At 41.8% G+C, this 26,082-nt stretch carries 29 protein-coding genes; 14 read left to right on the top strand and 15 right to left on the bottom strand.

Annotated features, from left to right (window positions below; all coding sequences use genetic code 11):
- Positions 1 to 104: 104 nt before the first annotated feature.
- The 3 genes from pdxH to QHT84_RS13845 form a co-directional block, all read right to left on the bottom strand.
- The gene (pdxH, locus tag QHT84_RS13855) at positions 105 to 749 is read right to left on the bottom strand and encodes a pyridoxamine 5'-phosphate oxidase (protein ID WP_283240166.1); all 645 of its coding nucleotides are present in this window, start codon (positions 747 to 749) and stop codon (positions 105 to 107) included.
- Between the two features lie 165 nt (positions 750 to 914).
- Positions 915 to 1,823, bottom strand: coding sequence for a ribonuclease Z (locus tag QHT84_RS13850; protein ID WP_283240165.1), 909 nt, complete (start codon positions 1,821 to 1,823; stop codon positions 915 to 917).
- A 4-nt stretch (positions 1,824 to 1,827) separates the two neighbouring features.
- Positions 1,828 to 2,160: a ribonuclease Z gene (locus tag QHT84_RS13845; RefSeq protein ID WP_283240164.1), complete on the bottom strand. Its 333-nt coding sequence runs from the start codon at positions 2,158 to 2,160 to the stop codon at positions 1,828 to 1,830.
- Positions 2,161 to 2,466: 306 nt separating this feature from the next.
- On the opposite strand from QHT84_RS13845, the gene QHT84_RS13840 reads away from it, so the two are divergent.
- Positions 2,467 to 2,829 (top strand): hypothetical protein, encoded by a 363-nt coding sequence (locus QHT84_RS13840; protein ID WP_283240163.1) that lies wholly within the window; start codon positions 2,467 to 2,469, stop codon positions 2,827 to 2,829.
- A gap of 82 nt (positions 2,830 to 2,911) precedes the next feature.
- Here the strand turns inward: QHT84_RS13840 and QHT84_RS13835 are convergent, their stop codons facing one another.
- From QHT84_RS13835 to QHT84_RS13810, 6 genes are all read right to left on the bottom strand, one after another.
- Positions 2,912 to 3,451, bottom strand: a complete 540-nt coding sequence (locus QHT84_RS13835; protein ID WP_283240162.1) for a Smr/MutS family protein — start codon at positions 3,449 to 3,451, stop codon at positions 2,912 to 2,914.
- Positions 3,435 to 3,626, bottom strand: a complete 192-nt coding sequence (locus QHT84_RS13830) for a hypothetical protein (RefSeq protein WP_283240161.1) — start codon at positions 3,624 to 3,626, stop codon at positions 3,435 to 3,437. The genes QHT84_RS13835 and QHT84_RS13830 overlap by 17 nt, the downstream gene beginning before the upstream one ends.
- 104 nt (positions 3,627 to 3,730) lie before the next feature.
- A complete protein-coding gene (locus tag QHT84_RS13825) occupies positions 3,731 to 4,183 on the bottom strand; it encodes a DUF5362 family protein (RefSeq protein WP_283240160.1) in 453 nt (150 codons plus the stop codon).
- 38 nt (positions 4,184 to 4,221) lie between these two features.
- On the bottom strand, positions 4,222 to 5,502 hold the full coding sequence (gene rocD / locus QHT84_RS13820) for an ornithine--oxo-acid transaminase (protein ID WP_283240159.1): 1,281 nt from the start codon (positions 5,500 to 5,502) through the stop codon (positions 4,222 to 4,224).
- A 116-nt stretch (positions 5,503 to 5,618) separates the two neighbouring features.
- Entirely contained in the window at positions 5,619 to 6,320 is a 702-nt protein-coding gene (locus QHT84_RS13815) for a DUF1003 domain-containing protein (protein ID WP_283240158.1), read from the bottom strand.
- A 9-nt stretch (positions 6,321 to 6,329) separates the two neighbouring features.
- A complete protein-coding gene (locus tag QHT84_RS13810; protein ID WP_283240157.1) occupies positions 6,330 to 6,872 on the bottom strand; it encodes a DUF1697 domain-containing protein in 543 nt (180 codons plus the stop codon).
- Positions 6,873 to 6,949: 77 nt separating this feature from the next.
- On the opposite strand from QHT84_RS13810, the gene rlmD reads away from it, so the two are divergent.
- The 3 genes from rlmD to QHT84_RS13795 are packed head-to-tail and all read left to right on the top strand — an operon-like array spanning position 6,950 to position 9,605.
- A complete protein-coding gene (gene rlmD / locus QHT84_RS13805; protein WP_283240156.1) occupies positions 6,950 to 8,362 on the top strand; it encodes a 23S rRNA (uracil(1939)-C(5))-methyltransferase RlmD in 1,413 nt (470 codons plus the stop codon).
- 9 nt (positions 8,363 to 8,371) lie between these two features.
- Positions 8,372 to 8,866, top strand: coding sequence for a DUF6452 family protein (locus QHT84_RS13800; RefSeq protein ID WP_283240155.1), 495 nt, complete (start codon positions 8,372 to 8,374; stop codon positions 8,864 to 8,866).
- Position 8,867: 1 nt separating this feature from the next.
- Complete coding sequence (locus QHT84_RS13795) at positions 8,868 to 9,605, top strand: DUF6048 family protein (protein ID WP_283240154.1); 738 nt, start codon at positions 8,868 to 8,870, stop codon at positions 9,603 to 9,605.
- Here the strand turns inward: QHT84_RS13795 and QHT84_RS13790 are convergent.
- The gene (locus QHT84_RS13790; RefSeq protein ID WP_283240153.1) at positions 9,602 to 9,832 is read right to left on the bottom strand and encodes a hypothetical protein; all 231 of its coding nucleotides are present in this window, start codon (positions 9,830 to 9,832) and stop codon (positions 9,602 to 9,604) included. The two genes, QHT84_RS13795 and QHT84_RS13790, sit on opposite strands and share 4 nt — an antisense overlap.
- Positions 9,833 to 10,110: 278 nt before the next feature.
- On the opposite strand from QHT84_RS13790, the gene QHT84_RS13785 reads away from it, so the two are divergent.
- Both QHT84_RS13785 and QHT84_RS13780 read left to right on the top strand, forming a co-directional pair.
- The gene (locus QHT84_RS13785; protein WP_283240152.1) at positions 10,111 to 10,467 is read left to right on the top strand and encodes a hypothetical protein; all 357 of its coding nucleotides are present in this window, start codon (positions 10,111 to 10,113) and stop codon (positions 10,465 to 10,467) included.
- Positions 10,468 to 10,600: 133 nt separating this feature from the next.
- Positions 10,601 to 12,121, top strand: a complete 1,521-nt coding sequence (locus tag QHT84_RS13780) for a thioredoxin-like domain-containing protein (RefSeq protein ID WP_283240151.1) — start codon at positions 10,601 to 10,603, stop codon at positions 12,119 to 12,121.
- A gap of 13 nt (positions 12,122 to 12,134) precedes the next feature.
- On the opposite strand, the gene QHT84_RS13775 is transcribed toward QHT84_RS13780, so the two are convergent.
- Positions 12,135 to 13,292 carry a THUMP domain-containing class I SAM-dependent RNA methyltransferase gene (locus tag QHT84_RS13775; protein WP_283240150.1) on the bottom strand — a complete coding sequence of 386 codons (1,158 nt, stop codon included), beginning with the start codon at positions 13,290 to 13,292 and terminating at the stop codon, positions 12,135 to 12,137.
- Positions 13,293 to 13,394: 102 nt separating this feature from the next.
- Here QHT84_RS13775 and QHT84_RS13770 point away from each other — a divergent pair, with 102 nt between their 5' ends.
- From QHT84_RS13770 to QHT84_RS13735, 8 genes are all read left to right on the top strand, one after another.
- The gene (locus QHT84_RS13770) at positions 13,395 to 14,138 is read left to right on the top strand and encodes a class I SAM-dependent methyltransferase (protein ID WP_283240149.1); all 744 of its coding nucleotides are present in this window, start codon (positions 13,395 to 13,397) and stop codon (positions 14,136 to 14,138) included.
- Complete coding sequence (locus QHT84_RS13765) at positions 14,139 to 14,807, top strand: ZIP family metal transporter (protein WP_283240148.1); 669 nt, start codon at positions 14,139 to 14,141, stop codon at positions 14,805 to 14,807. It abuts the gene before it with no gap.
- A 57-nt stretch (positions 14,808 to 14,864) separates the two neighbouring features.
- Positions 14,865 to 15,677 (top strand): N-acetylmuramic acid 6-phosphate etherase, encoded by an 813-nt coding sequence (gene murQ / locus QHT84_RS13760; RefSeq protein ID WP_283240147.1) that lies wholly within the window; start codon positions 14,865 to 14,867, stop codon positions 15,675 to 15,677.
- A 122-nt stretch (positions 15,678 to 15,799) separates the two neighbouring features.
- Positions 15,800 to 16,267, top strand: coding sequence for a hypothetical protein (locus QHT84_RS13755; protein WP_283240146.1), 468 nt, complete (start codon positions 15,800 to 15,802; stop codon positions 16,265 to 16,267).
- 2 nt (positions 16,268 to 16,269) lie between these two features.
- Positions 16,270 to 16,497, top strand: coding sequence for a DUF6095 family protein (locus tag QHT84_RS13750; RefSeq protein ID WP_283240145.1), 228 nt, complete (start codon positions 16,270 to 16,272; stop codon positions 16,495 to 16,497).
- Positions 16,472 to 17,059, top strand: coding sequence for a DUF1572 family protein (locus QHT84_RS13745; protein WP_407649251.1), 588 nt, complete (start codon positions 16,472 to 16,474; stop codon positions 17,057 to 17,059). Before QHT84_RS13750 ends, QHT84_RS13745 begins: the two co-directional genes overlap by 26 nt.
- Positions 17,060 to 17,199: 140 nt before the next feature.
- Complete coding sequence (locus QHT84_RS13740; protein ID WP_283240144.1) at positions 17,200 to 17,571, top strand: DNA topoisomerase IV; 372 nt, start codon at positions 17,200 to 17,202, stop codon at positions 17,569 to 17,571.
- A gap of 33 nt (positions 17,572 to 17,604) precedes the next feature.
- The gene (locus tag QHT84_RS13735) at positions 17,605 to 18,378 is read left to right on the top strand and encodes a TerC family protein (RefSeq protein WP_283240143.1); all 774 of its coding nucleotides are present in this window, start codon (positions 17,605 to 17,607) and stop codon (positions 18,376 to 18,378) included.
- A gap of 128 nt (positions 18,379 to 18,506) precedes the next feature.
- On the opposite strand, the gene QHT84_RS13730 is transcribed toward QHT84_RS13735, so the two are convergent.
- The 4 genes from QHT84_RS13730 to QHT84_RS13715 all read right to left on the bottom strand — a co-directional run bounded on the left by QHT84_RS13730 (position 18,507) and on the right by QHT84_RS13715 (position 25,883).
- Entirely contained in the window at positions 18,507 to 21,233 is a 2,727-nt protein-coding gene (locus tag QHT84_RS13730) for a DNA gyrase/topoisomerase IV subunit A (protein ID WP_283240142.1), read from the bottom strand.
- Between the two features lie 66 nt (positions 21,234 to 21,299).
- Complete coding sequence (locus tag QHT84_RS13725) at positions 21,300 to 23,153, bottom strand: DNA topoisomerase IV subunit B (RefSeq protein ID WP_283240141.1); 1,854 nt, start codon at positions 23,151 to 23,153, stop codon at positions 21,300 to 21,302.
- 365 nt (positions 23,154 to 23,518) lie between these two features.
- Complete coding sequence (gene ychF, locus QHT84_RS13720) at positions 23,519 to 24,613, bottom strand: redox-regulated ATPase YchF (RefSeq protein ID WP_283240140.1); 1,095 nt, start codon at positions 24,611 to 24,613, stop codon at positions 23,519 to 23,521.
- 103 nt (positions 24,614 to 24,716) lie between these two features.
- A complete protein-coding gene (locus QHT84_RS13715) occupies positions 24,717 to 25,883 on the bottom strand; it encodes a hypothetical protein (protein WP_283240139.1) in 1,167 nt (388 codons plus the stop codon).
- Between the last annotated feature and the right edge of the window lie 199 nt (positions 25,884 to 26,082).

Below are 26,082 nucleotides of genomic sequence, written 5' to 3'. Positions count from 1 at the left end.
TTTCTTACTTATACGCGTATTGTCAATCCTTTTTTATTGCTTTACAAAACTAAAAAACCACTCCGAAGAGTGGTTTACATAATTTACAGTAATATTTACAGAATTTAAGGCGATAATCGATCTATCTTCCAAGCATAGTCGTTTTCTAAGCGGTAGCGAATACGGTCGTGTAATCGATTGGGTCTGCCCTGCCAAAACTCTACTTCTACCGGACACACTAAAAATCCACCCCAATACTCGGGTCTGGGAATGGGTTTACCTTCATATTCTTTTTCTAACGCCTTGAGTTTCTCGTCTAAATAGTCACGGGACGGAATGATTTCGCTTTGTGCTGAAACGATGGCACCTAATTTACTACCATCGGGACGAGAATCAAAATAGTTATCGGAAACCGAAGCCGGTGTTTTTTCGGCTATGCCTTTGATAATAACTTGCCGCTCCATCGTATGCCAAAAGAAAGACAAACAAATGTGCGGATTTCGGAGTATGGCCTTCCCTTTTTCGGAATCATAGTTGGTGTAAAAAACAAAGCCTTCTTCATTGAATTTTTTGAGGAGTACTACCCTACTCTTCGGAAATCCATCGGCGCCCAACGTGGCAACCGTCATGGCATTGACTTCTTCGATACCGCCAAATGCTTCGGCTTCGTAAAACCATTTGTGAAACAAATTGATAGGATCTTCGGGAATATTGGTTTCCAAAAGCTCGCTTTTTTCATACGACTTTCGGTAGTTACTTAAATCTTTCATGGGTTGCAGAATTCGGATGCGCTAAGGTACTAAGTTTTCAGGACATACCATGGATTACTTTTTAGCCCCGATTGGAGCGATACCCTGCCTGCCTGCCGGCAGACTTGTATAGCGGAAAGCGGGAATTACTTTTCCCGACACTTCCCAAACGCTTCGCTCCTACTATCAGTCGAAATCGAAAACGGCACCGTCGTCGGCTAACAATACATTCGGAAAAACGGTTTCGGCTTCCGCTCGGAAAAGTTCGATGCTGCTGTAGCGCGTACTGTAATGGCCCAAAAGCAACTGCTTTACCTTTGCCAACTTGGCGATGGTGGCCGCTTCTTTGGCCGTACTGTGCATGGTTTTGGCGGCTTTGTCGGCTTCACTTTCCAAAAATGTGGCTTCGTGATACAGCACATCGGCATTTTGAATAAGCGGCACGATGCTTTCGTCGTACATCGTATCGCTGCAATACGCATAGGTTTTGACCGGTTCCGGATCGAATGTGAGTTCGGCATTGGGAATTACCGTTCCGTCTTCCAGGGTCATATCGCCGCCGTATTTGATTTTGCGATAGTAAACCGTATCAATATTATAATGTTCAACGGCTTCCACATTGAGCTTTCGCTCTTTGGGTTTTTCCTGAAATAAAAAACCGTTGGTATAGACGCGGTGCTTGAGCGGAATGGTTTTGACAATTACTTTTTCGTCTTCAAAAATCACTTCGCTTTCTTTTGAAGTTAATTCGTGAAAATACAAATTGTATCCGGTAAATGATTCCGATAAACGCAGTTGCAAGAGAATGATTTCTTTGATGCCTTTAGGACCGTAAACGTGTAAATCGGTTTGACGATTAAAAAGCATAAAAGTGGATAAGAGTCCAATTAACCCGTAAAAATGATCGCCGTGTAAATGCGAAATAAAGATGTGGTTGATTTTGGAGAATTTGAGTTTGTTTTTGCGCAGCTGTACTTGCGTGCCTTCGGCACAGTCGATGAGAAACATGCGATTGCGAATTTCGAGTACTTGAGATGTCGGATTGGTTAATGTGCGCGGTGTGGCCGCATAGCAACCCAAGATGGTTAGTTTCATGGTATTAAAATCCTAAGTCGCGCTCAATTTCTTCCATTTCGATGATATCGTGTGCTTCGAGTATTGTGGGCACCACGGTAATACTTTGCGGAACGGCATTAAAATCAATGCTATCGGTCACCAACACGATAGACTTCTTTTGCTTTTTGTGTTGTTTGATTAAATCAGCAAACGCTTTTATGTCCTCGAGCTTCAGGTTTTTGTCGTGCGATAAGTCGAGTATCAGATTCTCGTTTTTATAGCTGTTGTGTTCGTGCTGCAAGGTGTTTAAAAACGCGGCGGTTTCACCATGGGTATCCTTAATAATGGTGGTGTGTCCTTTTTGTTCAACTTTCATCGGAAACAGAAATAATAATGTAATACGAAGCTAATGTACTAAGATTTTAGGAGTTTTTGTCATTTCAACAAAGGTTTATGATTTGGAGTGTGTTATTCATGGATTTTTTTGGTTTTTCATCGATGAAATGCACGTTTTTTTAACATTTCATAGACGAAATGCACGATAAAAACGCTGAAAACCCTTGAATTTGCTGGATTTGTGCGTTTAACGAGTTTTAGAGCTAGTCATCGAAAAAATTTCAGTCGCCTGAGGTCTTGAAGTAGTTTTGAATCAGAAATAACAACGATACTAAAAACACAGATGATGACCACAACCCATAACACAGTAGCTCAAAAAAATGTAACCCGCGTTAGATTATTTGTTTTATTCGTTTTATTCGTTTTATCAAGCAACGGTGTTTTCGGACAAACCCAATCGGAAAACAAAGAAACTAAAGTTACTACTGAAGTAACTGTTGCGCAAGATCAAGTGGTTGTATCGGCAGATAACACAGTAGCTTCTATGGATTTTGCCATTTGGTTTACCGGTACTGCTAAAACAGGCAATGCCAAAACAACCGGAAGCTTCAGCAAAAAAGCATTGATCAACTCAGGCATCAATACTAACAGTGTCTTAATCAGATCGTTGTTAAAAAAAGTAAGCAGCCAAGAAAGCAGTGTTGCTTAATTAGAAAAAGAAGTTTAGTTTGGATTAAATATAATTGGTTAGTTTTAGAAAAAAAGTCCCGATTCGAGCATCGGGACTTTTTTCATTTTGTATTTTGTTTAAAATAGATTTCGGTAGCCCCTAAACCGTATTTTTGGTAATTGGCATCCTGAAATGTCAGGTTGTCGTAGCGACCGAGCATAAAATCGAGTTCGGCTTTCAGGACGCCCTCACCTACGCCGTGAATGAATACAATTTTAGGAATCCGATTCTTGATGGCAAAGTCTATATGGCGCTTGGCTGTTTCCATCTGATAGGTCAAAATATCATAATTGTTCATTGACTTATGGTTTTTGACTAACTTTTCGATGTGCAAATCAAATTCGGGTACCGGACTTTCTTTTTTAGCTTTTTTCTCTTTGTTGGTATAATTCGGTTTCGGAATTTCTTTTTCGCTGATAACTTTGCTAGTATTGAAGTGAAAGGATAACCCTGACTCTTCCGTTTTAATCAATTCATGCCTTTTAAACGTCAGCTCAAATCCTTCGGTGGTTTCGATGGTTACTTCGCTTCCCGCAACGCGAACCACCACGCCGTCAATGGCATCATCCAATACCGATACTTTATCACCTTTCTGCATCATGTTCCTCTTCTGTTTCTGAATGTTTACTGGGCACTTTAGCACTTAATTTCATTAAGCCATACATCAATACCGCGATTGTGCCGGCTAAAATAATTACATTGGGGTGGGCTTTTGATTGTTCATACAGTCCGACTGCAATAGCCAAAACGGTGATCAAAAGAAAGATTTTTTTCATAGTGCTGATTTGTCATTTCAAAATTACTGAACTTTAACGGATTTACATCACAAAAAAAGCATCCCCAATCGAAGATGCTTTCATAATATACTTAGTGTCTTTAATTATCGCATGGCATTAAATCCGATGACCATCACGATAGCCGCCAAAATATAAAGTGAGATGATAATGATAGCCGCAATTCCTAAAAATTTATGGTGCGATTTCAACGCACCGAAGGCATCTGTTAAGAGTTCCGAATTTTTAGTAAAAATGGCTTTTTTAGTATTATTGGCGTAGCGATACAAATAATAAATCGGAAATAAATAAATGACCGCAATGACCAAATAAAAAATAGAAATAAAACCACTGATGGCACCAAAAGGTCCGGGAGTTTCGGGCATAACAGACATTACAGAAGTCATAAAAATAGCCATGAGCGCTAAAAATCCGACTCCGATAAAGCCCAATATGGCTAAAAACATCGACCATTTGGCACTTTCGCGCAGGTAGTCTAATGCAGTTTGGTTCAAGTGCAATTCAAAAGAATCAAATTGGGATTGGTTTTCGTTTTCCATACAAAGGGTTTTGGTTGGTTGGTTTATCAATTAATTTGCTAAGATTCAAACGCTTTCAGTGTATTGATGATGATGGAAATACAGTCTCGTAACTGCTCTTCATTCATCACTAACGGCGGTGCAAAACGAATGATGTTGCCATGTGTCGGTTTGGCCAACAAACCGTTTTCGGCTAACTTCATACAAATATTCCAGGCGGTCTCACTGTCTTCCGTATCATTAATTACAATGGCGTTGAGTAATCCTTTACCGCGTACTAACGTAACGATATTGGAGGTTTCAATGTATTTTGCCAATTCGGCGCGGAATATTCTTCCTAATTTTCGGGCGTTTTGTGCCAAATGTTCCTCCGTCACCACATCCAAAGCCGCCATCGCTACAGCAGCAGCTACAGGATTTCCGCCAAAAGTAGAACCGTGTTGTCCCGGTTTGATGACATTCATAATGGCGTCATTGGCTAATACGGCCGAAACCGGATAAGCACCACCTGAAATGGCTTTCCCCAAAATAAGAATATCCGGGGTCACATAACCGCTTTGTTTTTCACAACGATTATCACAAGTACAATTGCCGCAAACCGCTAATAACGAACCGGTTCGGGCAACTCCGGTTTGCACTTCATCGGCTATAAACAATACATCGTTCGCTTCACACAAGGCTTTGGCTTTGGCCAAGTAGTCTTCGGCCGGTACATATACACCGGCTTCACCCTGAATAGGTTCCACCAAGAAACCCGCTATGTTTTTAGAAGACGTGATGGCTTTTTCTAACGCCTCAATATCGTCATACGGTATTTTGATAAATCCGGCAGTATACGGACCAAAGTTTTTACGAGCATTTTCGTCGTTGGAAAATGAAATAATCGTGGTTGTTCTACCGTGGAAATTGCCTTCACAAACAATAATTTGAGCTTCGTTCTCGGCAATTCCTTTTTTCTCATAAGCCCATTTGCGACAAATTTTCAAAGCGGTTTCTACGGCCTCAGCCCCGGTATTCATGGGCAAAACTTTATCAAATCCAAAATATCGCGTGATATATTCCTCGTAAACGCCTAATTTGTCGTTGTAAAAGGCACGAGAGGTTAAGGTTAAAGTTTGAGCTTGCGCTATCATGGCTCCCACAATTTTGGGATGACAATGCCCCTGATTTACTGCCGAATAGGCCGAAAGAAAATCATAATACTGTTTTCCTTCTACGTCCCAAACGTAGACGCCTTCTCCTCTACTCAATACTACAGGTAGCGGGTGATAATTGTGGGCTCCGTATCGGTCTTCTAAAGCTATGGCATCGGCAGAAGTTAATTTTTCTAAAACTGACATTTTTAAAGTAATTTAAATACTGTATTTTCCATTCCTTCTTACTGGAGAGAAATCATCCATAGTAGTACAAAAGTACAAAAAAGCGATGGCTAATAATGTACTTCTATTATTTGAGTTTATTTTTTTATCCGTTCCAAAATATCATTCATCATTTCAATTTGCACTTTTTGAATTTCGATAAGCTCTTGTTGTTGGTGCATAATCAAATGATCTAACTTTTCGTTGAGCATTCTGATTTCCAATTCTGATTTTAAGTTAATCATATAATCTTTCTTGGCGCGTTCACGGTCTTTCTCTTCTTGACGATTTTGACTCATCATGATAACCGGCGCCTGCAAAGCCGCAATACACGACAATATTAAATTTAACAGAATAAACGGATAGGGATCAAATCCTTTATTCATTAAAATAAATACGTTGGCCGCAATCCACAACGCTAAAAAAATGAAGAAAAAAATAATAAAAGTCCAGCTGCCACCAAAAGCCGCCACCTGATCGGCTACTACTTGTCCGAACGTCCTGGTATCGGTATCTTCTTCAATCTTGGATACAAACGACGTATCATTTCCAAGAGCGTTCAAAACATTTTTTTGCAATTCCGACAACTGATGGATTTCGGTGTCTAAATATTTGGAAATGTATTTTTCGCGGTACACATTCAGTTCCGCATTAGCAATGCAACTTTCTTCGGTAAAGTCGGGATGGTCATTTTTGATCAGATTCACTACTTGCCGGCGAATGGTGTTGCCTTTGACCATTTCACCTACCGGATATTCCAAACCGGAAATGGCACTTGTAAACGTATTTTTAGCACTCATTATACTATTTTATTGCTGAAACATTTTTAATAAAGTGTTTACCGTATTCCAATTGCGTGTCGTGGAAATCACGTTCATACTCTTTTCAATCCATTTATTGTCGAGTTTGGTATTGGCCGGCGAGGAATGGTATTTCAGATAAATCCGTCTGCCATCGAGCTGAATTTTATCGGGTTCGATAAAATTTAAATTAAGTTGGGTAACCATTTGGTCGGGCACTTCGGTTGAAATAAAAGATACATATAATTTCTTCAAATCGACACCTTCTTCATCCAAAAACCGATTGCGTTCCAAGCAAGCCTGCAAATCTTCTTTCCCTATAATTAATACCGGAACTTCATAGCCGAAAGACTGTTGTATGGCTTCTCTGATTTGGTTCGCCACCTTATTGGCATCGTGCTCATCAGAAGAAACAAAAACATTACCCGATTGTATGTAAGTGCGTACGTTAAGAAAGCCTACGCCCTCCAAACAACGACGTAAATCTTCCATTTTAATCAGTTTATGGCCCGAAACATTGATGCCGCGGAGCAGAGCCAAATGTGTTGTCATACGGAACAATTTGCCATAAAGTTATATTTTTTTCTTAAATCCCTGCCCTATTTTCGGCAATAGTTTATTTTTGCGCCATGGGAAGAAAACACACGGACAAAATCGTATTTGAAAATATTACGGTTCACGATGCCGGCGCCAAAGGCGTATCGGTAGCCAAAGCACCCGACGGCAAAGTTATTTTTATTCCGAATGTCGTACCGGGCGATGTAGTAGATGTACAAACGTTAAAAAAGCGAAAGGCCTACTACGAAGGCAAAGCCGTTAAATTTCATACCTATTCCGAACACCGTGTGACGCCGATTTGTCAGCATTTCGGGACTTGTGGCGGATGCAAATGGCAAAATATGGCCTATGACCGTCAGTTGTTTTATAAAAACCAGGAAGTGTATAACAACCTGAAACGCATCGGAAAAATTGAACTGCCCGATTTTGAACCGATTTTGGGTTCGGAGAAGCCATTTTTCTACCGCAACAAAATGGAATTTGGTTTCTCGGATACCCGATGGATGACCGATGAGGAAATTCGTTCCGGTGTGGAATTCAATACAAAAAATGCCTTAGGCTTTCATATTCCCAGAATGTGGGATAAAATCCTGGATATCGAAAAATGCCATCTGCAGGAAGATCCTTCGAATGCTATCCGTAACGAAATCAAACGTTTTGCTTCGGAACACCATTTGCCTTTTTTCAATGCCCGAAATCATGAAGGCTTACTGCGCACCTTAATGATTCGTACTGCTTCTACCGGCGAAATTATGGTGCTGATTCAGTTTTATCAGGAAGACAAAGCGCAACGCGAATTGCTCCTGAATCACATTTATTCTACTTTCCCGCAAATTACGTCACTGCAATACGTCATTAACGGTAAAGCCAATGATACTTTGTACGACCAAGACATCAAGCTTTTCAAAGGGCGCGACTATATTTTAGAGGAAATGGAAGGATTGCAATTTAGCATCAATGCCAAATCCTTTTACCAAACCAATTCGGCGCAAGCCTACGAATTATACAAAATTACCCGTGAATTTGCCGGATTAACCGGAAAAGAAATTGTGTACGATTTATACACCGGTACCGGAACCATTGCCCAATTTGTATCGAAACAAGCGCAAAAAGTCATTGGTGTAGAAGCCGTACCGGAAGCCATTGCCGATGCCAAAGAAAATGCCAAACGCAACAATATCCGTAATTGTGAGTTCTTTGCAGGCGACATGAAAAATGTATTCAACGATGCATTCATTGCCCAACACGGTCAGCCTGATGTGATTATTACCGATCCGCCACGCGATGGGATGCACAAGGATGTAGTGGCTCAAATCTTAAAAATTGCACCGCAAAAAGTGGTGTATGTGAGCTGTAATTCGGCCACGCAAGCGCGCGATTTGGCCTTAATGGATGAGCAGTACAAAGTAACCCGAGTGCGACCGGTAGATATGTTTCCGCAAACGCATCATGTGGAAAATGTCGTACTTTTGGAAAAACGATAACCCAAGCTGATGAAAAAAATATTGTTATTACTTCTCGCTGCATTTACTTTCTCCGGTTGTGAGAAAGATGATATATGTACCGATGAAACCACACCACAATTGGTTATAGAATTTTATGATGTTTCCAATCCTACGACATTGAAAAATGTAGCCGGTTTAAAAATAACCGGAGACGGAATGCCAACCGAATTAAATACCTTCAGCGGGGTAAGTACCATTAAGCTTCCTTTGGACGTAACCGGCGACTCGGTGAAATACAGTATGATTCTTAACAGCTCCAGCCCCACCAATGCCAACGAAGATTTTTTGCAGTTTAATTATGCCCGAAACAATGTTTATGTTTCCCGTGCTTGCGGTTACCGAACAATTTTTGAATTAAACTCACCCGGGGGTGTTATTCATACCGATTCGGCAACTCCCGATTTACTATGGATACAAAGCTTTGACGTACAAACCACAACTATTGACACTGAAAATGAAATACATCTCAAAATTTACTTTTAGTATGCTCTTGGTATGGCTTTCCTTTTCAGGAAATGCTCAAGAAAAAGCCCCAATCGCAAAAGACAGTCTGAAACCTAAAACCGAGCGTTATGGTTTACGAGTGGGTGTCGATTTGTTTAAGCTAACGCGTTCCTTTTATGAAGAAGATTACCGCGGCATTGAATTAGTAGGTGATTATCGTTTGACCCGAAAGCATTTCTTGGCGGCAGAGATTGGTAATGAAGACAAAACCGTCGACGAAGACCAGCTCAATTTTACCACAGAGGGAACCTATATTAAAGTAGGTTTTGATTACAATACGTACCAAAATTGGCTTGATATGGAAAACATTATTTCTGTGGGGTTACGCTATGGAGTGAGCAGTTTCAGTCAAACCTTAAACAGCTACCAAATTTACAATCCGAATCCCTACTTTGGTCAGTCGCCGCTAATCATTTCCGGAGAAAAGTTCAGTGGCTTATCGGCTCAATGGGTAGAAGTGGTAGCCGGTATGAAAGCCGAAGTTTTCAATAATGTTTTTGTGGGTTTCAGTTTCCGATTAAACCGATTGATGACTCAGAATAAACCCAACGGATTCGACAATTTGTACATTCCGGGATACAACAGAACCTACAATGGTGAATTCGGCGTGGGATTCAATTACACCGTTTCGTACTTTATCCCACTATACAAAGCCACGGTCAAAGCAAAAGAAAAAAAGGAACCAAAATCAAAAAAGAAGAAGAAAAAAGCAAACTAAAACTGCTTAATTCCTTTTACAAAAATCCATTTCATAAAGATTTTTTCTCCGTCATTAGTCTTAACCGACTGGAACTTTGGCGCCAATATAGTACTAATCACAAAAGCAGTCAGCGGCAACCAAAAACCCGATAAGGAAGAATAGGCTTGTAATAACATTCTGGAAAGGATAAAAACTACGGCAAATCCGAGTAAATTGAATAGCAATGCTTTTGTTTTAGAGTTCATAACACTTATTTTGTGGGACAAATATATAGAAATTAAGTCTTGGTTGATTGGTAAAAATGTCCCGAATCCAGACTATTTTACGTTTTTCAGCTCTCCTTTACTCTTCCCCTATCCGTCATGTAAGCCACTCAAAAACGACACTTTATCGTTGTTTTATATCTTTATGTCGATAATTTGTTGAAAAATAATAGGGTTGTTTTTGTTAATTAACATTTCTCTTAGAATAGAAAAGCCTATATTTGCCTTACCCGAATTTACAATTTTAAAATTACTACATTATGAGCAATGGTTTCAACTACACTATTGATTTAAAGAAGGAAAAGAAAACCTTAAAGACGATAGTCCTCAAACAGGTTTCCGAAGAAAGCAGTGAAATCAATACGTTTGAATTTCCCAGCAACGATATCGATACTATCATTGACACCTTATACAAAACCAGAAAGAGTCTTTTTAATCAAAACGGTACTTCTGAATTGTATAATGATGAAATCAACCCGATTATATTGGATACTTTAGTCGAATTATTCTTTTCGGGCATCAGCATACCGGACTTGTCAAGTCAATACAACCTTCCGATACAAATGATTAAAAATAATTTGGAACGAAAAGGAATTGTATTATTTGATGAATTCTAAACCTTATCAAACAACATACTCCTAAGCGCTCTCTGTCGAGAGCGCTTTTATTTTAAGGAAACTTTAAAAAAACGCCTGATTTTTATTCAAAAATTAGTTTATTTTTGAAAGCAAAAACATAAAAGGATTGTATATGAAGAAACTAATTACCGCGGTTGTTTTATTTTTTACTTCATTTTCATCTTTCGCTCAATCGGGCTACGAAATAACCATCGATTTAAAAAACTGTAATGATTCTTTAGCGTACCTAACGTTTTATCGGTTTGACAAAACTCTAATCAAAGACACCTGCAGAACCATCAAAAACGGGAGAATTGTATTTAAAGACAAAACCAAATTGGAAACCGGTATTTACTCGTTAGTAAGCCAACAAAAGAGCATACTCTTTGATTTTTTTATCGATGAAACTACCCAAAAATTAGAAATCAAGGCCGAATACGGCCCCGGCATTCAAAAATCGTTAACGGCGTTAAACTCAACACGTGAACAAGATTTTTTTAATTATTTCAGATACTTGGCCGAACAAAACAATGCTTTTCTCGACTACAAACAAAAAGCACCGTTAGCCACCAAAAAAGATTCTCTGGCATTAACTGAAAAACAAAAACAGTTCGAAGAAAGAATCATGGATTACGAAGCCGAATTTATTGCGCGTCACAAAGGAAGTTTCATCGCCGATGTTATCAATCTCAAAACCGAAAAAACGCTGCGAAATCCTCCTTTGGCTCCCAACGGCAGACCCGATAGTACTTTAGTCTATAAATATTACAAGAAAAATTTTTGGCGTGATGTAGATTTCAAAAACGAAAACATCATGAAAAATCCGTTTTTGTACAACAAGCTCAGAACCTATTTTGACAAAGTAGTCGTGACGCATCCCGATTCCGTTTGCGTTGAAATCGATCGCATCATGAGCAAAACCACACAAGGCAGTTTGTTGTATAAATTGATGCTGGCCAACTTTACCTACACCTACGAATCTTCCAAAATTATGGGATTTGATAAGGTCTTTGTGCACATGTCCGACCATTATTTTAAAACCGGTAAAGGCAAAGGCATTTACGATGATGAAGATGTGGTGCAGCGCATTATTAAACGTGCCGATAAATTGAAGCCATTACTCATTGGTGCCACAGCGCTCGACTTATACATGATTAAAGCCGAAGATTTCAGCAAGATGAAAGCTATGGGATTTGAAGACGCCAAGAACAGCGAAGAAATGACCAAAGTATTTTATAAAAACGCCAATGAAGTGAGCAAAATGTGGGTCAAACTCAGCGATGTCAAAGCCGATTACACTATTTTGGTATTTTGGGATGTGGATTGCGGACATTGTCAAAAAGAAATCCCAGTTTTATTGGAGGCATACAACGACTTGCTCAAGGAGAAGAAAGATGTCAAAGTGTTTAGTGTGTACATGCAACACGAAGGCGATAAATACCTCAAATATATAGCCGAACATCAATTGCCTTGGATAAATGTGTACGACGGTGCGCATTACAACAATGCCATCGAAAAGTACGACGTCTACTCTACTCCGGTGATTTACATCTTAGACAAAAACAAAGTCATCAAAGCCAAACGCATCGATGCCGGCAAAGTGAAAGACATGATTAAAGCAATTGAGGCCGAAACCAAAGCGCTAAAATCGTAATCAAACAATATTGTCAGGATTGTTGAAACTTGGCTTTTTTGCTGCCTTCGTACATTTCGTATTTCACCAAACGGGCTTCTAAACTACCGTTGTACAGTTTTATTTTTCGCGACGGTCGCAAGCCTACAAACTTTAAGGCTTCTAAATTGGCCGTGATAAACCAAGCGTTGGTATTGGGATAATTCAATTTTAAAGTATCGCCCAATTCGCGGTAGAATCGTTCCAATTCAATATCCAAACGTTCTCCATACGGCGGATTAAATACCATATGTAACGGTCCGATATTTTCTTTTTTGGTATCGAAAAAGTTAGCCTGTTTGATGGTCACATAATCTTCTAAATTGGCATTCAAAATATTGTCTTTGGCTTTATTTACGGCACTTGGTGCCTTGTCATATCCGGTAATGGTATAGCGGAATTCTTTGGTACGCTTCATCAACGAATCGATAATTTGGTCAAACAAATCATTGTCCCAATCATTCCATTTTTCAAAAGCAAATTCCTTGCGATTGATGTTGGCCGGAATATTACACGCAATCATAGCAGCTTCGGCCAAAATAGTCCCCGAACCGCACATGGGATCTAAAAAATCACAACTACCGTCCCAACCCGAAAGCAATAGCATCCCGGCGGCTAACACTTCATTAATCGGGGCGATGTTTGTGGCGGTGCGGTACCCGCGGTGGTGCAACGAAGCGCCCGAAGTATCTAAGGAAACCGAACACTGATCACGGTCGATGTGAATGTTAATCCGTAAATCGGGAAAATCTTTATCGATGCTCGGACGTTGTCCGAATTTCTCCCGAAATTGATCAACGATAGCGTCTTTGGCTTTTTGCGATACAAACTGGGAGTGTTTGAAATAATCGGAATGAATGGTCGTATCAATCACAAAGGTTTGATGAGCACCTAAATACTGACTCCAATCGATTCTTTGGATTCCGTTGTACAAACTTTGGTCGTTAAAAGCCCGGAAATGATAAATCGGTTTTAAAATCTTCAGCGCGGTACGCAATGATAAATTAGCCTTATACATAAATCCTTTATCACCTTTAAAACTCACGGCTCGGGTGCCTGCCTCGACTTCCTGAGCACCTAAAAGTTGTAATTCTTTGACCAATATTTCTTCAAAACCGAAAAAGGTTTTGGCTATCATTTTAAAATTCTCCATGTTGCCTATCAATTTTACCGACAATATCCCTTCGCAATACTGCCTAAAGTTCGGCAAAAATACACTAATTTTGCGGGTGAAAAATTCATTGGAACAGAATAAATGTCAGACGCTACAAAATGTAATACCGAAAATTGGTATGCTTCCTGGTTCGATACCTCGTATTACCATATTTTATATAAAGACCGTAATTATCGTGAAGCGCAAATCTTCATGGATAATCTTACCCATTATTTAAATTTACCCGAAAAGGCCAAAGTACTCGACTTAGCTTGCGGCAAAGGCCGACATGCCATATACTTAAACCAATTGGGTTACGATGTGATTGGGGCCGATTTATCGGAGAACAGCATAGCCGAAGCGCAAAAAAACGAAAACGAAAACCTGCATTTTGTGGTGCACGACAAGCGTGAGCCGTTTGATCAAAAGTTCGACGCTATTTTCAACTTATTCACCAGCTTTGGATATTTTGATTGTGAAGGCGACGATTTAAAAACATTAAGCGCTATCAAAGAAAGCCTGTCGGAATATGGCTTTGCCGTGATTGATTTTATGAATACGCCGCACGTCATTGCCAATTTGATTCCAGAAGAAACCAAAACCGTCGACGGCATTACCTTTCATATCAAGCGATTCGTAACAGATGGTTTTATCATTAAAGAAATTCGCTTTGAAGATCAAGGCCAATCGTATCATTTTACCGAAAAAGTACGTGCCTATACATTGGAAGATTTTCAACGTATGATGGAAGAAACCGGTATTTATTTATTGGATACTTTTGGCGATTATAAACTCAAGAAATTCCATAAAAACACCAGTGAACGCTTAATTATGATTTTCAAATAAATGAATTACATACTTCCTTTATTATCAGTAGTTTTTGGCTATGCAATTGCTTTGTTAATTCAACCCAAAAAGAAAAAAAATCTAAAGCTGTTGTTGGCGTTCAGCGGTTCGTTTTTACTGTCGTTAACCGTATTGGATTTGTTGCCCGAAGTGTATGAAAGCCACCAAGCCGGTATTGGTGTTTTTATCATGCTCGGTATTTTATTTCAAATTATTTTGGAGTTTTTTTCCAAAGGTGCCGAACACGGACACGTTCACGGTCATGGCACTATCAAAAAATTACCGTGGTTGTTGTTTGTCAGTTTGTGTATTCACGCTTTTTTAGAAGGATTTCCGGTAGGACAACACCACAATTTGGCCTATGGGATTGCCATCCATCACTTGCCCATCGCAGTCATCCTAACCACTTTTTTTCTGGATGCGCAGCTCAATAAAACCGCATTATTCTTCTTTATGATGGCCTTTGCCGTGATGACACCATTGGGCACTTTTGCATCCGAAGCATTACCCGGTTTGCAAAAATATTATGCCAAAATTACAGCGGTTGTCATCGGTATCTTATTTCATATTTCCTCGACTATTATTTTTGAAAGCAGCGAGGGACACAAATTCAACATTGCTAAAATTTCGATGATTATTTTAGGAATATTATTGGCGTGTTTTATATAAAGTATCCGGCGGAAAGCCAAAAAACTTTGTAACTTTGAAGCATTGCATGCACCGAATATGAATTTTACCAAAACCACCGAACAATCTTCGCATTACGACCGTCTCGAACAGATGTCGGTTCACGATTTGTTAGTCAATATCAACAAAGAAGATCAAACCGTTCCCTTAGCCGTAGCCCAAGCCTTACCGCAAATTGAAGCTCTCATTACCCAAGTGGTGGCTAAAATGAAAGCAGGCGGTCGCCTTTTTTACATTGGCGCCGGTACTTCGGGACGATTGGGTATCGTAGATGCTTCGGAGTGTCCGCCAACGTTTGGTGTGCCTTTCGACTTAGTCAACGGCATTATAGCCGGTGGCGATAAAGCCATTCGCAAAGCGGTGGAATTTGCCGAAGACGACCGCGAGCAAGCCTGGAACGATTTGGTGGCCGAAAACATTTCCGATAAAGACGTGGTAATTGGTATAGCTGCTTCGGGCACTACACCGTATGTGATTGGCGGTTTGGAAAAATGCCACGAACATCATATTCTCACCGGTTGTATTACCTGCAACGAAGGCAGTCCGCTAGCGCTGACGGCTCAGTTTCCGGTAGTTGTGGTGGTGGGTCCCGAATTTGTAACGGGCAGTTCCCGTATGAAAGCCGGCACTGCACAGAAATTGGTCTTGAATATGATTTCGACAACAACGATGATTCAATTGGGTCGCGTAAAAGGCAATAAAATGGTCGATATGCAGTTGAGCAATGTAAAATTGATTGATCGCGGTGTTCGTATGATTATGAGTGAAATACCCGTGAGTTACGAGGAAGCTTCGGCTTTGTTGGAACAACACGGCAGTGTACGCAAAGCCGTAACAGCCTATAAACCGTAGCCCGGATGGTCCCGATGCCTCGGGAGCATTCTTTTGTTTTGTCATACTGAACCTGTAGAAGTACAAAACAAAAGATATAGCGAACAGCCGGATGAGCTACCCCAAAAAATAAAAGTCAAAATATGAAAAAACTAGTCTTAGTTGGTCTGTTACTGTGCAGTCTGCTCTCGTTTTCGCAACAAATCACTATGGAGCGCGGTCGCTTTTACTGGAAAGGCAATCAAATTGACAGCCGAAAAGCACGCGAATTGTTCGCCACCAACGTAAAAGCCGCGGCACTGTACAAACAAGCCAAGTCGAAAGAAGCCTGGGGCGGCTTTATGTTGGGCCTCGGTGTTGGGTTAACCGTAGGTGATGTGGCCATCGGAATGTTTTCGGCACAAAACTATCCAACGGCAATGACTTACGCCGGTGTGGGTTCGATGGCGATTGCCGTTCCGATTTTAACCGGACGAAAAAAGCGCTACGAAGAAGCGGTGCGGATATATAACTCCGAACATCCCGAAACCCTATTGGGCAACCAACAGTCTACTATCGACCTGAAAGTGATTTCGAATACCAACGGCTTTGGCCTGCAAATTCAGTTTTAACCATGGCTATCGACAGAACCTTACTCGACAAAGGCATCAAATACCTGCTTTATGCACTACCGCTTATGTTTATTGGACCGAGTGTGATGTACAATGCGTTTATCAACAAGCAAAACGTATGGCATTGGTTGGTATTGGCTGTAGGTATTTTTTTGAGCGGATTGGCCGTTTATTTTATGTTTAGAGGAGTGAAAACCATAACTGATGCCCTTTTTAAAGATGAACAATAACAATTACCTCACCAGCATTCAGAAACAATTTTTGTATTACAAAACTCTGGGCGAAAAAGCCATGGCGCAATTGGAACCGGAACAGTTATTTGTTAGCGTAAACGACGACACTAATTCGATTGCCGTGATTGTACAACATTTATCGGGAAACATGCTGTCACGCTGGACCGATTTCCTCACTACCGACGGCGAAAAAAAATGGCGGCAACGCGATACCGAATTTGAAACCGTACTGACCACCAAGGCCGAAGTTGATGCCGCTTGGGAAAAAGGCTGGGCTTGTTTTTTTAACGCTATCCATACGCTGACACCGGAACAATTGGACACCATCATCTACATCCGCAACGAAGGTCATACCGTCATGGAAGCCATCAACCGCCAATTGGCACACTACCCGTACCATATCGGACAAATTGTGTTTTATGCTAAGATGCTGAAGCAAGGCGAATGGGATTCGCTTTCTATCCCAAAAAACAAATCGAACCATTACAACGCCGATAAGTTTGCCCAAGAAAAAAGCATTAAAAACTTTACGGATGATGAGCTCGACCGACTTCAATAGATTTTAGTTTACAGTTAAGGGTTTACAAACAACAGACGACAAATAACAAACAACAGATAATAGACAACCAACGTCACCCTGAGTCTTTTTGCGAAGCAAAAATGTATCGAAGGGCTACAACTTACAACGAACATCAACCCATGAAAAAATCACTTCTCCTCCTACTCGCCGGTCTCGCCCTGTCTTGCTCGGATAAAGAGCGTAAGTGCGCCGATTTTAAAACCGGAACCTTCGAATTTACTCAGGAAATCAACGGTAAAAAACATACTTCGGTGTTTACCCGTACCGAAACCCTGCAGATTGAAACCTATAACGGCAAAACCGATACCGCCAGTGTGCGTTGGGTAAACGACTGCGAATTCATCCTGCAAAAGTTGCATCCGAAAACCATGAGCGAACGCAAAGCCATCAGCATGATTATTTTGGCTACCGAAGGAAATAGTTATACTTTTGAGTACGCGTTTGTGGGCGATGCCAAAAAACAACGCGGTACTGTAACCAAAATCAAATAATCCCGTACAACCGACACACATAACTCATAAAAAATGGAAGTATTTTTAAATCCCGATGCTTGGGTAGCCTTGTTAACCCTGACCTTTTTAGAAATTGTCTTAGGAATCGACAACATTATTTTTATCTCTATTGTTACCGGAAAGTTACCGGTCGAAAAACGCAAAAAAGCCACTCGAATTGGTTTGTTTCTCGCCATGTTTATGCGCATCGGCTTGTTGTTCGGGATTACTATTTTAATCGCCATGAAAGAACCCCTATTTGGTTTTGATTGGGGCTGGTTCAGCGCCGATTTCACCGGACAAGCGCTTATTTTATTACTCGGAGGGATTTTCTTAATCTATAAAAGCACCAAGGAAATCCACGAAAAAGTAGACCATAAAGGGGAAGAAGAAAAAGACTTGAAAACGGCTGCCGCCAAATCGTTCGGAAATGTTATCCTCCAAATTTTATTAATCGATTTGATTTTCTCGGTCGACAGTATTTTGACCGCCGTCGGTATGACCAACGGAGTCGAAGGCGCGCTGTACATCATGGTGACTGCTGTGGTTATCTCGGTAGGTGTCATGCTGCTTTTTGCGGTTCCGGTAGGCAACTTTGTCAACGCTAACCCGTCCATACAAGTATTGGGACTGGCCTTTTTAATCCTTATCGGATTTATGCTGATTACCGAGAGCATGCACCTGTCCGATGCCCAATTGGCAGGACAACGCGTTGGTGTTGTACCTAAAGGCTATTTGTACTTTGCCATTGCCTTTTCGCTGGCGGTGGAATTCATCAACATGAAAATGCGCAAAAAGAAATCGTAATATCAGGAGCTAATCGCTCGGGCCATATCGGTAAACCTGTGTGTTGGAGTGGTAGCTAAAAATAGTCTATACCCAGTTATAATAGCTTTAATCTTTAAATAAAAACCCCGCTTCCGCGGGGTTTTATTTTATTCCAAACTTAAGGTAATCTGACCGTCGTCGTTGGTTTCCGTCGGAATGTCTTCGTCTTCGGCATTGGTTTCGCCTTTTACTTCCATGTCTTCCGGTTGTACTTCTTCGGGCTCTTCAAACGGCAGTGGTTCGAGCAGGTTAATTTGCTTGAGTTTGTCGGTGGTGAGTTGGTTGCCCAACGCCTTAATCCCTTTTACGGCAATAAACTGCTCTAAGTCGACCGTGAGGTTTTCTTTTTGCACGCCTTTTACTTTGGCAAACACTACTTCGGCTACCGGACGCCAATCGGTAGACACAATCTCCAACTGTGATTTTTCGTGCTCGGTGATAAAAGTTTCTTCCTTGTTTTCGTTTTCCACCAAAAAGCGTTTCACAAAATAACGCTCTTTCTCGCCATCGTAATAAATAGCCGAAATCGGTTTCTTCGGATGCCATTTTTCCAACACAATCATGCCTTCGTCAAAATGCGTCGAGAGTTCGGGGATAATGGTTTTGAGTTTACCGTTTTGGTTGATAATCAGCAAGCGATCGTTCGGACGGAATTCGCCCAACAGCTCGCCTCTTCCATCTACATTCAACCGCTGAACCGTATCGTCAAACCATACCTTACGCGGACGCAACGTAGAAATGCCTTTTTCTTTGAGTTCAATTTTCTTAATCGGGTATTTGGTTACCGTATTCCCGCGAGAAGCACGCCCTTTGATAGCGATGTCGGAGAAATCCACATCCCATTTCAGTTTTTTCACACTGCCGATTTGGCGCAGTAAAATGGTTACGGTTTCGGCTTCGCCGTTCGGATTGGCCGAAAAATACAACACTTGCGAACCGGCTTTTTCCTGCGTCAAATCATAAAACTTATCGCGGGTAATCCCCGATACGTTAAAACGCTTAATAAAAGCCGAACCGTTCTTACCGTCGCGGTAAATCATGTTGTAAATGGTGCGTTTGTCGTTTTTGTCAAACACCGCAATGTGAATGATGTCTTTGCCCACAAACTTTTTGTCGTCTACTTTAGACACCATCATTTTACCGTCGCGCAAAAACACAATGACATCGTCGATATCGGAACAATCCGCCACGTATTCGTCTTTTTTCAAACCGGTACCAAAGAACCCTTCTTCCCGATTCACATAGAGTTTGGTGTTGCGCAACACCACTTTGGTGGCTTCGATGTTATCAAAGCTGCGCAATTCGGTTTGACGTTCGCGGCCTTTGCCGTATTTGTCTTTGAGGTTCTGGAAATAGGCAATGGCAAAGTCGATGATATGATCGAGATGGTGTTTTACCTGTTCCATTTCGGCTTCCAACTTGGCAATGGCCTCATCGGCTTTGTCGGAGTCGAAACGCGTAATACGAATCATCGGAATCTGGGTGAGTTTTTGCAAATCGTCGTCGTTAATCTCGCGCACCAATTGCTTTTGGAACGGTTTAAAACGATTGTACATGTATTCGTAGAGTGATTCGCGGTCGCCGTACAATTTGAAATCGATGTACATTTCTTCGCGGATAAAGATTTTTTCCAAGGTCGAGAAATGCCATTTGTTTTCGAGTTCGTCGAGCTGGATTTCCAACTCGCGTTTGAGCAAATCCACCGTGCGATGCGTCGAAATGCGCAACATATCCGAAACCCCGATAAAGCGCGGTTTGTGGTCTTCTATCACACAACCCAGCGGCGCTACCGAAGTCTCGCAGGCGGTAAAAGCGTACAACGCATCGATGGTTTTATCGGGTGACACACCCGGCGGTAAGTGGATCACGATTTCCACTTCGGCTGCCGTGTTGTCTTCTATTTTCTTGATTTTTATTTTCCCTTTCTCGTTGGCTTTCAGAATGCTGTCAATGAGCGTTGACGTGTTGGTTGAAAACGGAATTTGGGTAATGACCAAGGTTTGCTTGTCGAGCTGACTGATTTTAGCGCGCACCCGTACCCGTCCGCCTCGCATGCCATCGTTGTAATTCGACACATCGGCAATACCGGCGGTAGGAAAATCGGGAAACAACGTAAACGATTTGCCTTTGAGGACTTTAATCGAGCAATCAATGAGTTCATTAAAGTTATGCGGCAATACTTTGGTCGACAACCCCACAGCAATCCCTTCGGCGCCTTGCGCCAGCAACAGCGGAAACTTGACCGGTAAATTCACCGGTTCGTTGCGACGCCCGTCGTACGACGCTTGCCAGGTGGTGATTTTGGGCGAGTACAAAATATCGTGACCCAATTTGGAAATGCGCGCTTCAATGTAACGCGACGCGGCAGCACCGTCACCGGTGAGGATATTTCCCCAGTTCCCCTGCATGTCGATGAGCAAGTCCTTCTGCCCTATTTGCACTATGGCATCGCCGATACTGGCGTCGCCGTGCGGATGGTATTGCATGGTATGCCCAACGATGTTGGCCACTTTGTTGTAGCGACCGTCATCGAGTTCTTTCATCGAGTGCATGATACGACGTTGCACCGGTTTAAAACCGTCTTCAATGGCCGGCACAGCACGCTCCAGGATTACATACGAAGCGTAATCGAGGAACCAATCTTTGTACATCCCGGTGACTTTGGTAATGGTGTCCTCGGGGTTTTCGTCGTTTTCATAAAAATGACTTCCGGTTGCCGGGCGAATGACATCGTCAAAACCGGCGTCTCCGGCATCCTCATGCGAGGATTCGTTCAACGCTTCGTGGTTGTCGTCTTCGTTGGGAATGATATCGTCTTCTTCTTCGTCTTTCATATTTTTTAGTGAACGGTTAACGGTTGACAGCCCACAACAATTTGGTGAGCTGTAAACTGTAAACTATTATTTTTCTACCACATCCAATTCTACTTTCAAATTATTGATGATAAAGTCTTGGCGGTCCGGCGTGTTTTTACCCATGTAAAATTCGAGTAAGGTTTCGATAGACGTGGCTTTATCGAGCATTACCGGATCGAGGCGAATGTCTTGTCCGATAAAATGTTTGAATTCATCGGGCGAAATTTCTCCCAATCCTTTGAATCGGGTAATTTCGGGTTTGGGTTTGAGCTTTTCGATGGCGTTGATGCGCTCTTCTTCGCTGTAGCAATAGATGGTTTCCTTTTTATTGCGCACCCTGAAGAGCGGCGTTTGCAAAATATACAAATGCCCTTCTTTGATGAGTTCGGGGAAGAATTGCAAAAAGAAGGTAATCAACAACAAGCGGATGTGCATCCCGTCGACATCGGCATCGGTCGCGATTACGATGTTGTTGTAACGCAAATTGTCGTAATCTTCCTCAATATCCAAAGCTGCTTGCAACAAGTTGAACTCTTCGTTTTCATACACAATCTTTTTGGTCATACCGTACGAGTTGAGCGGTTTTCCGCGCAAACTGAATACCGCCTGTGTATTCACATCCCGACTCTTGGTAATCGAACCCGAAGCCGAGTCACCCTCGGTGATAAACAAGGTGCTTTCGAGATAGCGCGGATTCTTGACATCGGTCAGATGCACGCGACAATCGCGGAGTTTTTTATTGTGCAAACTCGCTTTCTTGGCGCGGTCTTTGGCCAATTTGCGAATGCCCGATAATTCTTTGCGCTCACGCTCGGCTTGGAGAATTTTTTTGAGCAAGGCATCGGCTACTTCCGGATTTTTGTGCAGGAAGTTGTCGAGTTTGGTTTTTACGAAGTCGTTGACAAACGTACGCACCGATGGTCCTTTCGGTCCCATTTCGGTAGAACCCAATTTGGTTTTGGTTTGGGATTCAAACACCGGTTCTTCTACTTTTACGGAAATGGCCGATACAATGGACTTGCGAATGTCAGACGCTTCAAAGTTTTTATTGTAAAACTCTTTGATGGTTTTAACGACCGCTTCTCTGAAAGCCCCGAGGTGCGTTCCGCCCTGCGTCGTATTTTGTCCGTTGACAAACGAGTGGTATTCTTCGGAGTACTGCGATTTACTGTGCGTCATGGCAATTTCGATATCGTCACCCGTCAGGTGAATAATCGGGTATTGCATGTCTTCCTCGGTAATGGTTTCTTCGAGCAAATCCTTCAATCCGTTATCCGAATAGAATTTCTCGCCGTTGTAGTAGACTGTTAATCCGGTATTGAGATAGCAATAATTTTTGAGCATGCGAATGACATACTCGTTGCGGTACTTGTAGTTTTTGAAAATGGTTTCATCGGCCACAAACGCTACTTTGGTTCCGCGGCGTTTGGTAGATTCCTGTACTTCTTCCTCGGCGGTCAGATTTCCGGCTGAGAATTCGGCGGCTTTTTGTTGGTTGTCGCGCACCGATTCGACGCGGAAATAGTTGGATAAGGCGTTTACGGCTTTGGTACCGACACCGTTGAGTCCGACCGATTTTTTAAAGGCTTTGGAATCGTATTTTCCTCCGGTGTTCATTTTGGACACCACGTCGACTACTTTGCCCAGCGGAATGCCGCGACCGTAATCGCGCACGGTTACCATTTTGTCTTTGATGGTCACTTCAATGACTTTACCGGCGCCCATAACAAATTCGTCGATACAGTTATCGATCACCTCTTTGAGTAGAATGTAAATCCCGTCGTCGGGCGAAGAACCGTCACCGAGTTTCCCGATGTACATACCGGGACGCATGCGGATATGTTCTTTCCAGTCGAGGGAGCGAATATTATCTTCGGTATATTGATTTTGTTCGGCCATGTTGAAAGTAACGATATTGCGCTAATATAGTGGAATTCGGTTCGAAATAAAAGCGCAAACTACAGAAGTTATTAATAATGATATTGACAACTTTTGAGGGTTTTGATGCGATTTAGCTTCGCTGAACTTAAAGATTTCTCGCTTTGCTCGAAATGACAAAATTAAACATACTGAAAAACGATGCTTTGCCCCCGATTGCAATAGAAAGCTTTTTGCGGTGGGTGGCTGCTTTTTACCGCGTTGCCGCAGCGCCAACCGAAGCTCGCGGCAGCGCGCTGTAAAAAGGGACACGCACCCAAAAACTTGCCATGGAAAGCGGGAAACCGGCGCTAAAAAAAAACACCGCCAAAAGCGGTGTCTGAAATTTATACGTTAAAGCGGAAGTGCATTACATCGCCATCTTTGACAATATATTCTTTGCCTTCCACGCGGAGTTTTCCGGCTTCTTTTACTTTGGCTTCCGAACCGTAATGCGAGAAATCTTCGAAGGCGATGACTTCGGCACGGATGAATCCTTTTTCGAAATCGGTGTGAATGACGCCGGCTGCTTTAGGCGCCGTATCGCCGATATTGATGGTCCATGCCCGTACTTCTTTGACGCCCGCGGTAAAATAGGTTTGCAATTTCAATAATTTGTAAGCGGCACGAATTAGCACGGAACTGCCCGGTTCTTTGAGGCCTAAATCTTCGAGGAACATTTGACGCTCTTCATAGGTTTCCAACTCGGTGATATCGGCTTCGGTACCCACAGCCAAAACAATGACTTCGGCGTTTTCGTCTTTTACCAATTCGCGCACCTGATCAACGTACTGATTTCCCGTGGCTGCCGCCCCTTCGTCGACGTTACACACGTACAACACCGGTTTGGTGGTGATGAGTTGGAAATCTTCCATCAACGCTTCTTCGTCTTGGTTTTGCGGGACTACAGTACGCGCCGATTTGGCTTGTAGTAAAGCCTCTCTGATGCGGTTAAGTAATCCTTGCTCTACCTGAGCTTCTTTGTTTCCGGTTTTAGCGGCACGGTTTACTTTTTCCAAGCGCTTTTCTACCGTTTCCAAATCTTTTAATTGCAATTCGATATCGATGGTTTCTTTGTCGCGGATTGGGTTTACGCTGCCGTCTACGTGCACAATATTGTCGTTGTCGAAACAACGCAATACGTGAATGATGGCGTTACACTCGCGAATGTTGGCTAAGAATTGATTTCCTAAACCTTCGCCTTTGCTGGCGCCTTTAACCAATCCGGCGATATCTACAATATCTACCGTGGCCATTTGAACACGCTCGGGTTTGACCAACTCTTCCAAACGGTTAATACGCGGATCGGGTACGTTAACCACACCGATATTCGGTTCGATGGTACAAAACGGAAAGTTGGCACTTTGCGCTTTGGCGTTAGACAAACAATTAAACAACGTTGATTTCCCTACGTTAGGCAATCCTACAATTCCTGCTTTCATATGATTCGGTTACAGTTAACACTTAATTGTTAACAGTTGATTTTAATTTTAAAAGTGTGCAAATATAGGAGAATAAAAACTAGTAGCCAAGCAGATTGTAGTACTAATGCGTGCGTTCTTGCAGTTGGTTGATGATGGCCTGTTCTTCCTCGGTGGCGGTGAGTCCGGAGATATCCCAATAGCTGCTGAGAATAGTATTTTTTTTGTTGTACAAGGTTTTGTCTTTAAAGACTTCACTCTCCTTGTAGGTAAAATTTTGGGTGTTAAAGTTGGTGGTGACCAAGTAGTTGCGGACTTCAATTTCGGTGGTTTTGTGTTTGTCGATACGTTCAAAACCGATTTCTTCTTTAGAACTCATCAGGTAGTAGTTTTCACCGTCAACGCGGTACATGTTTTTGAACACCGATTTGTAGATGTTTTTGGAGCCCACGGCTTTCTTTTCTTTTACGCTAGCCACGGTCATAGGCGACACCGACGAGCCCGCTTCAATGATGAGTTTTTTCTTCCAATCATATACGATACGATAATCGTCTTTGAGTTCTTTGTTGGTATCTAACGGCGTAACAATCATCACATTGTAATCATTGTTCGCCGAATAGGCTTTGATGAGGAAGTCGTACTGCTTTTGAGCCGATTTTTCGAGTATAGGATTTAAATACTTGAAGTTGTAGTAATTCTCCATAATATCATTGAGATTATACCCTAAAACATCCGAGGCTATCTCGTCGAATACGAGTCCGAATGCCCTGTTTTGTTCGACTAAAATATTACTCTTGAATTTTTTGTCTTTTCCGAAGAGTTGAAAGTTCATTAAACCATCGTTGTAATAGGCATAATTTCCGTCTTTTTTAAAAAACTCGCGCGAATAGACTTTGAGTCGGGCCGGTACCGTTAATTTTTGAATGGAATTTTCGATGAGATTTTTCAGTATTTTTTGCGGATGTTGTTTGGTAACGATGATTTCGTCGAGATCTTTGACATTGCTTTTGAGGTAGATAACATTATCGGTTTTTTGCAGTGCGGAAGAGCGCACTACCACTTTGGTGTAAGACGAATGGGTGACTTGAATGTTGGACGAGCCGTTGAGTATAAAAGTAACTTTTCCTTCGCTGTTACTCAGCAAAGACTGCCTGGTTTTCATGATGTACACCGTGACATCTTCTATGGGAAGTTGTGTTTCGGCATCCTTTAATATGATGGATTTCTCACCCGTTTGGGCGTACAAACCGAACGCAAAAAACCAAAAAAACAGCAGATGTAATGGCTTCATCTCAGATATGGGTTTAGACAAATTTACATTTTTTTTGTTTCTGTCAACATTTTTACACCATGTTCGTTAATTTGTTGAAATAGTTTTAGTCATACTGTTAAAAACAAATAAATAAAACAGTAAATTGCGTCACATAACCACTAACCATACCCATAATTTATGAAAAAAATTACTCTTTTATTGTGTTCACTGCAATTCG

The organism is Flavobacterium sedimenticola (assembly GCF_030053345.1).
Classification (GTDB): domain Bacteria; phylum Bacteroidota; class Bacteroidia; order Flavobacteriales; family Flavobacteriaceae; genus Flavobacterium; species Flavobacterium sedimenticola.
Note: the sequence above shows the minus strand (reverse complement) of the source record. Positions and strands in the feature narration are given on the sequence as shown.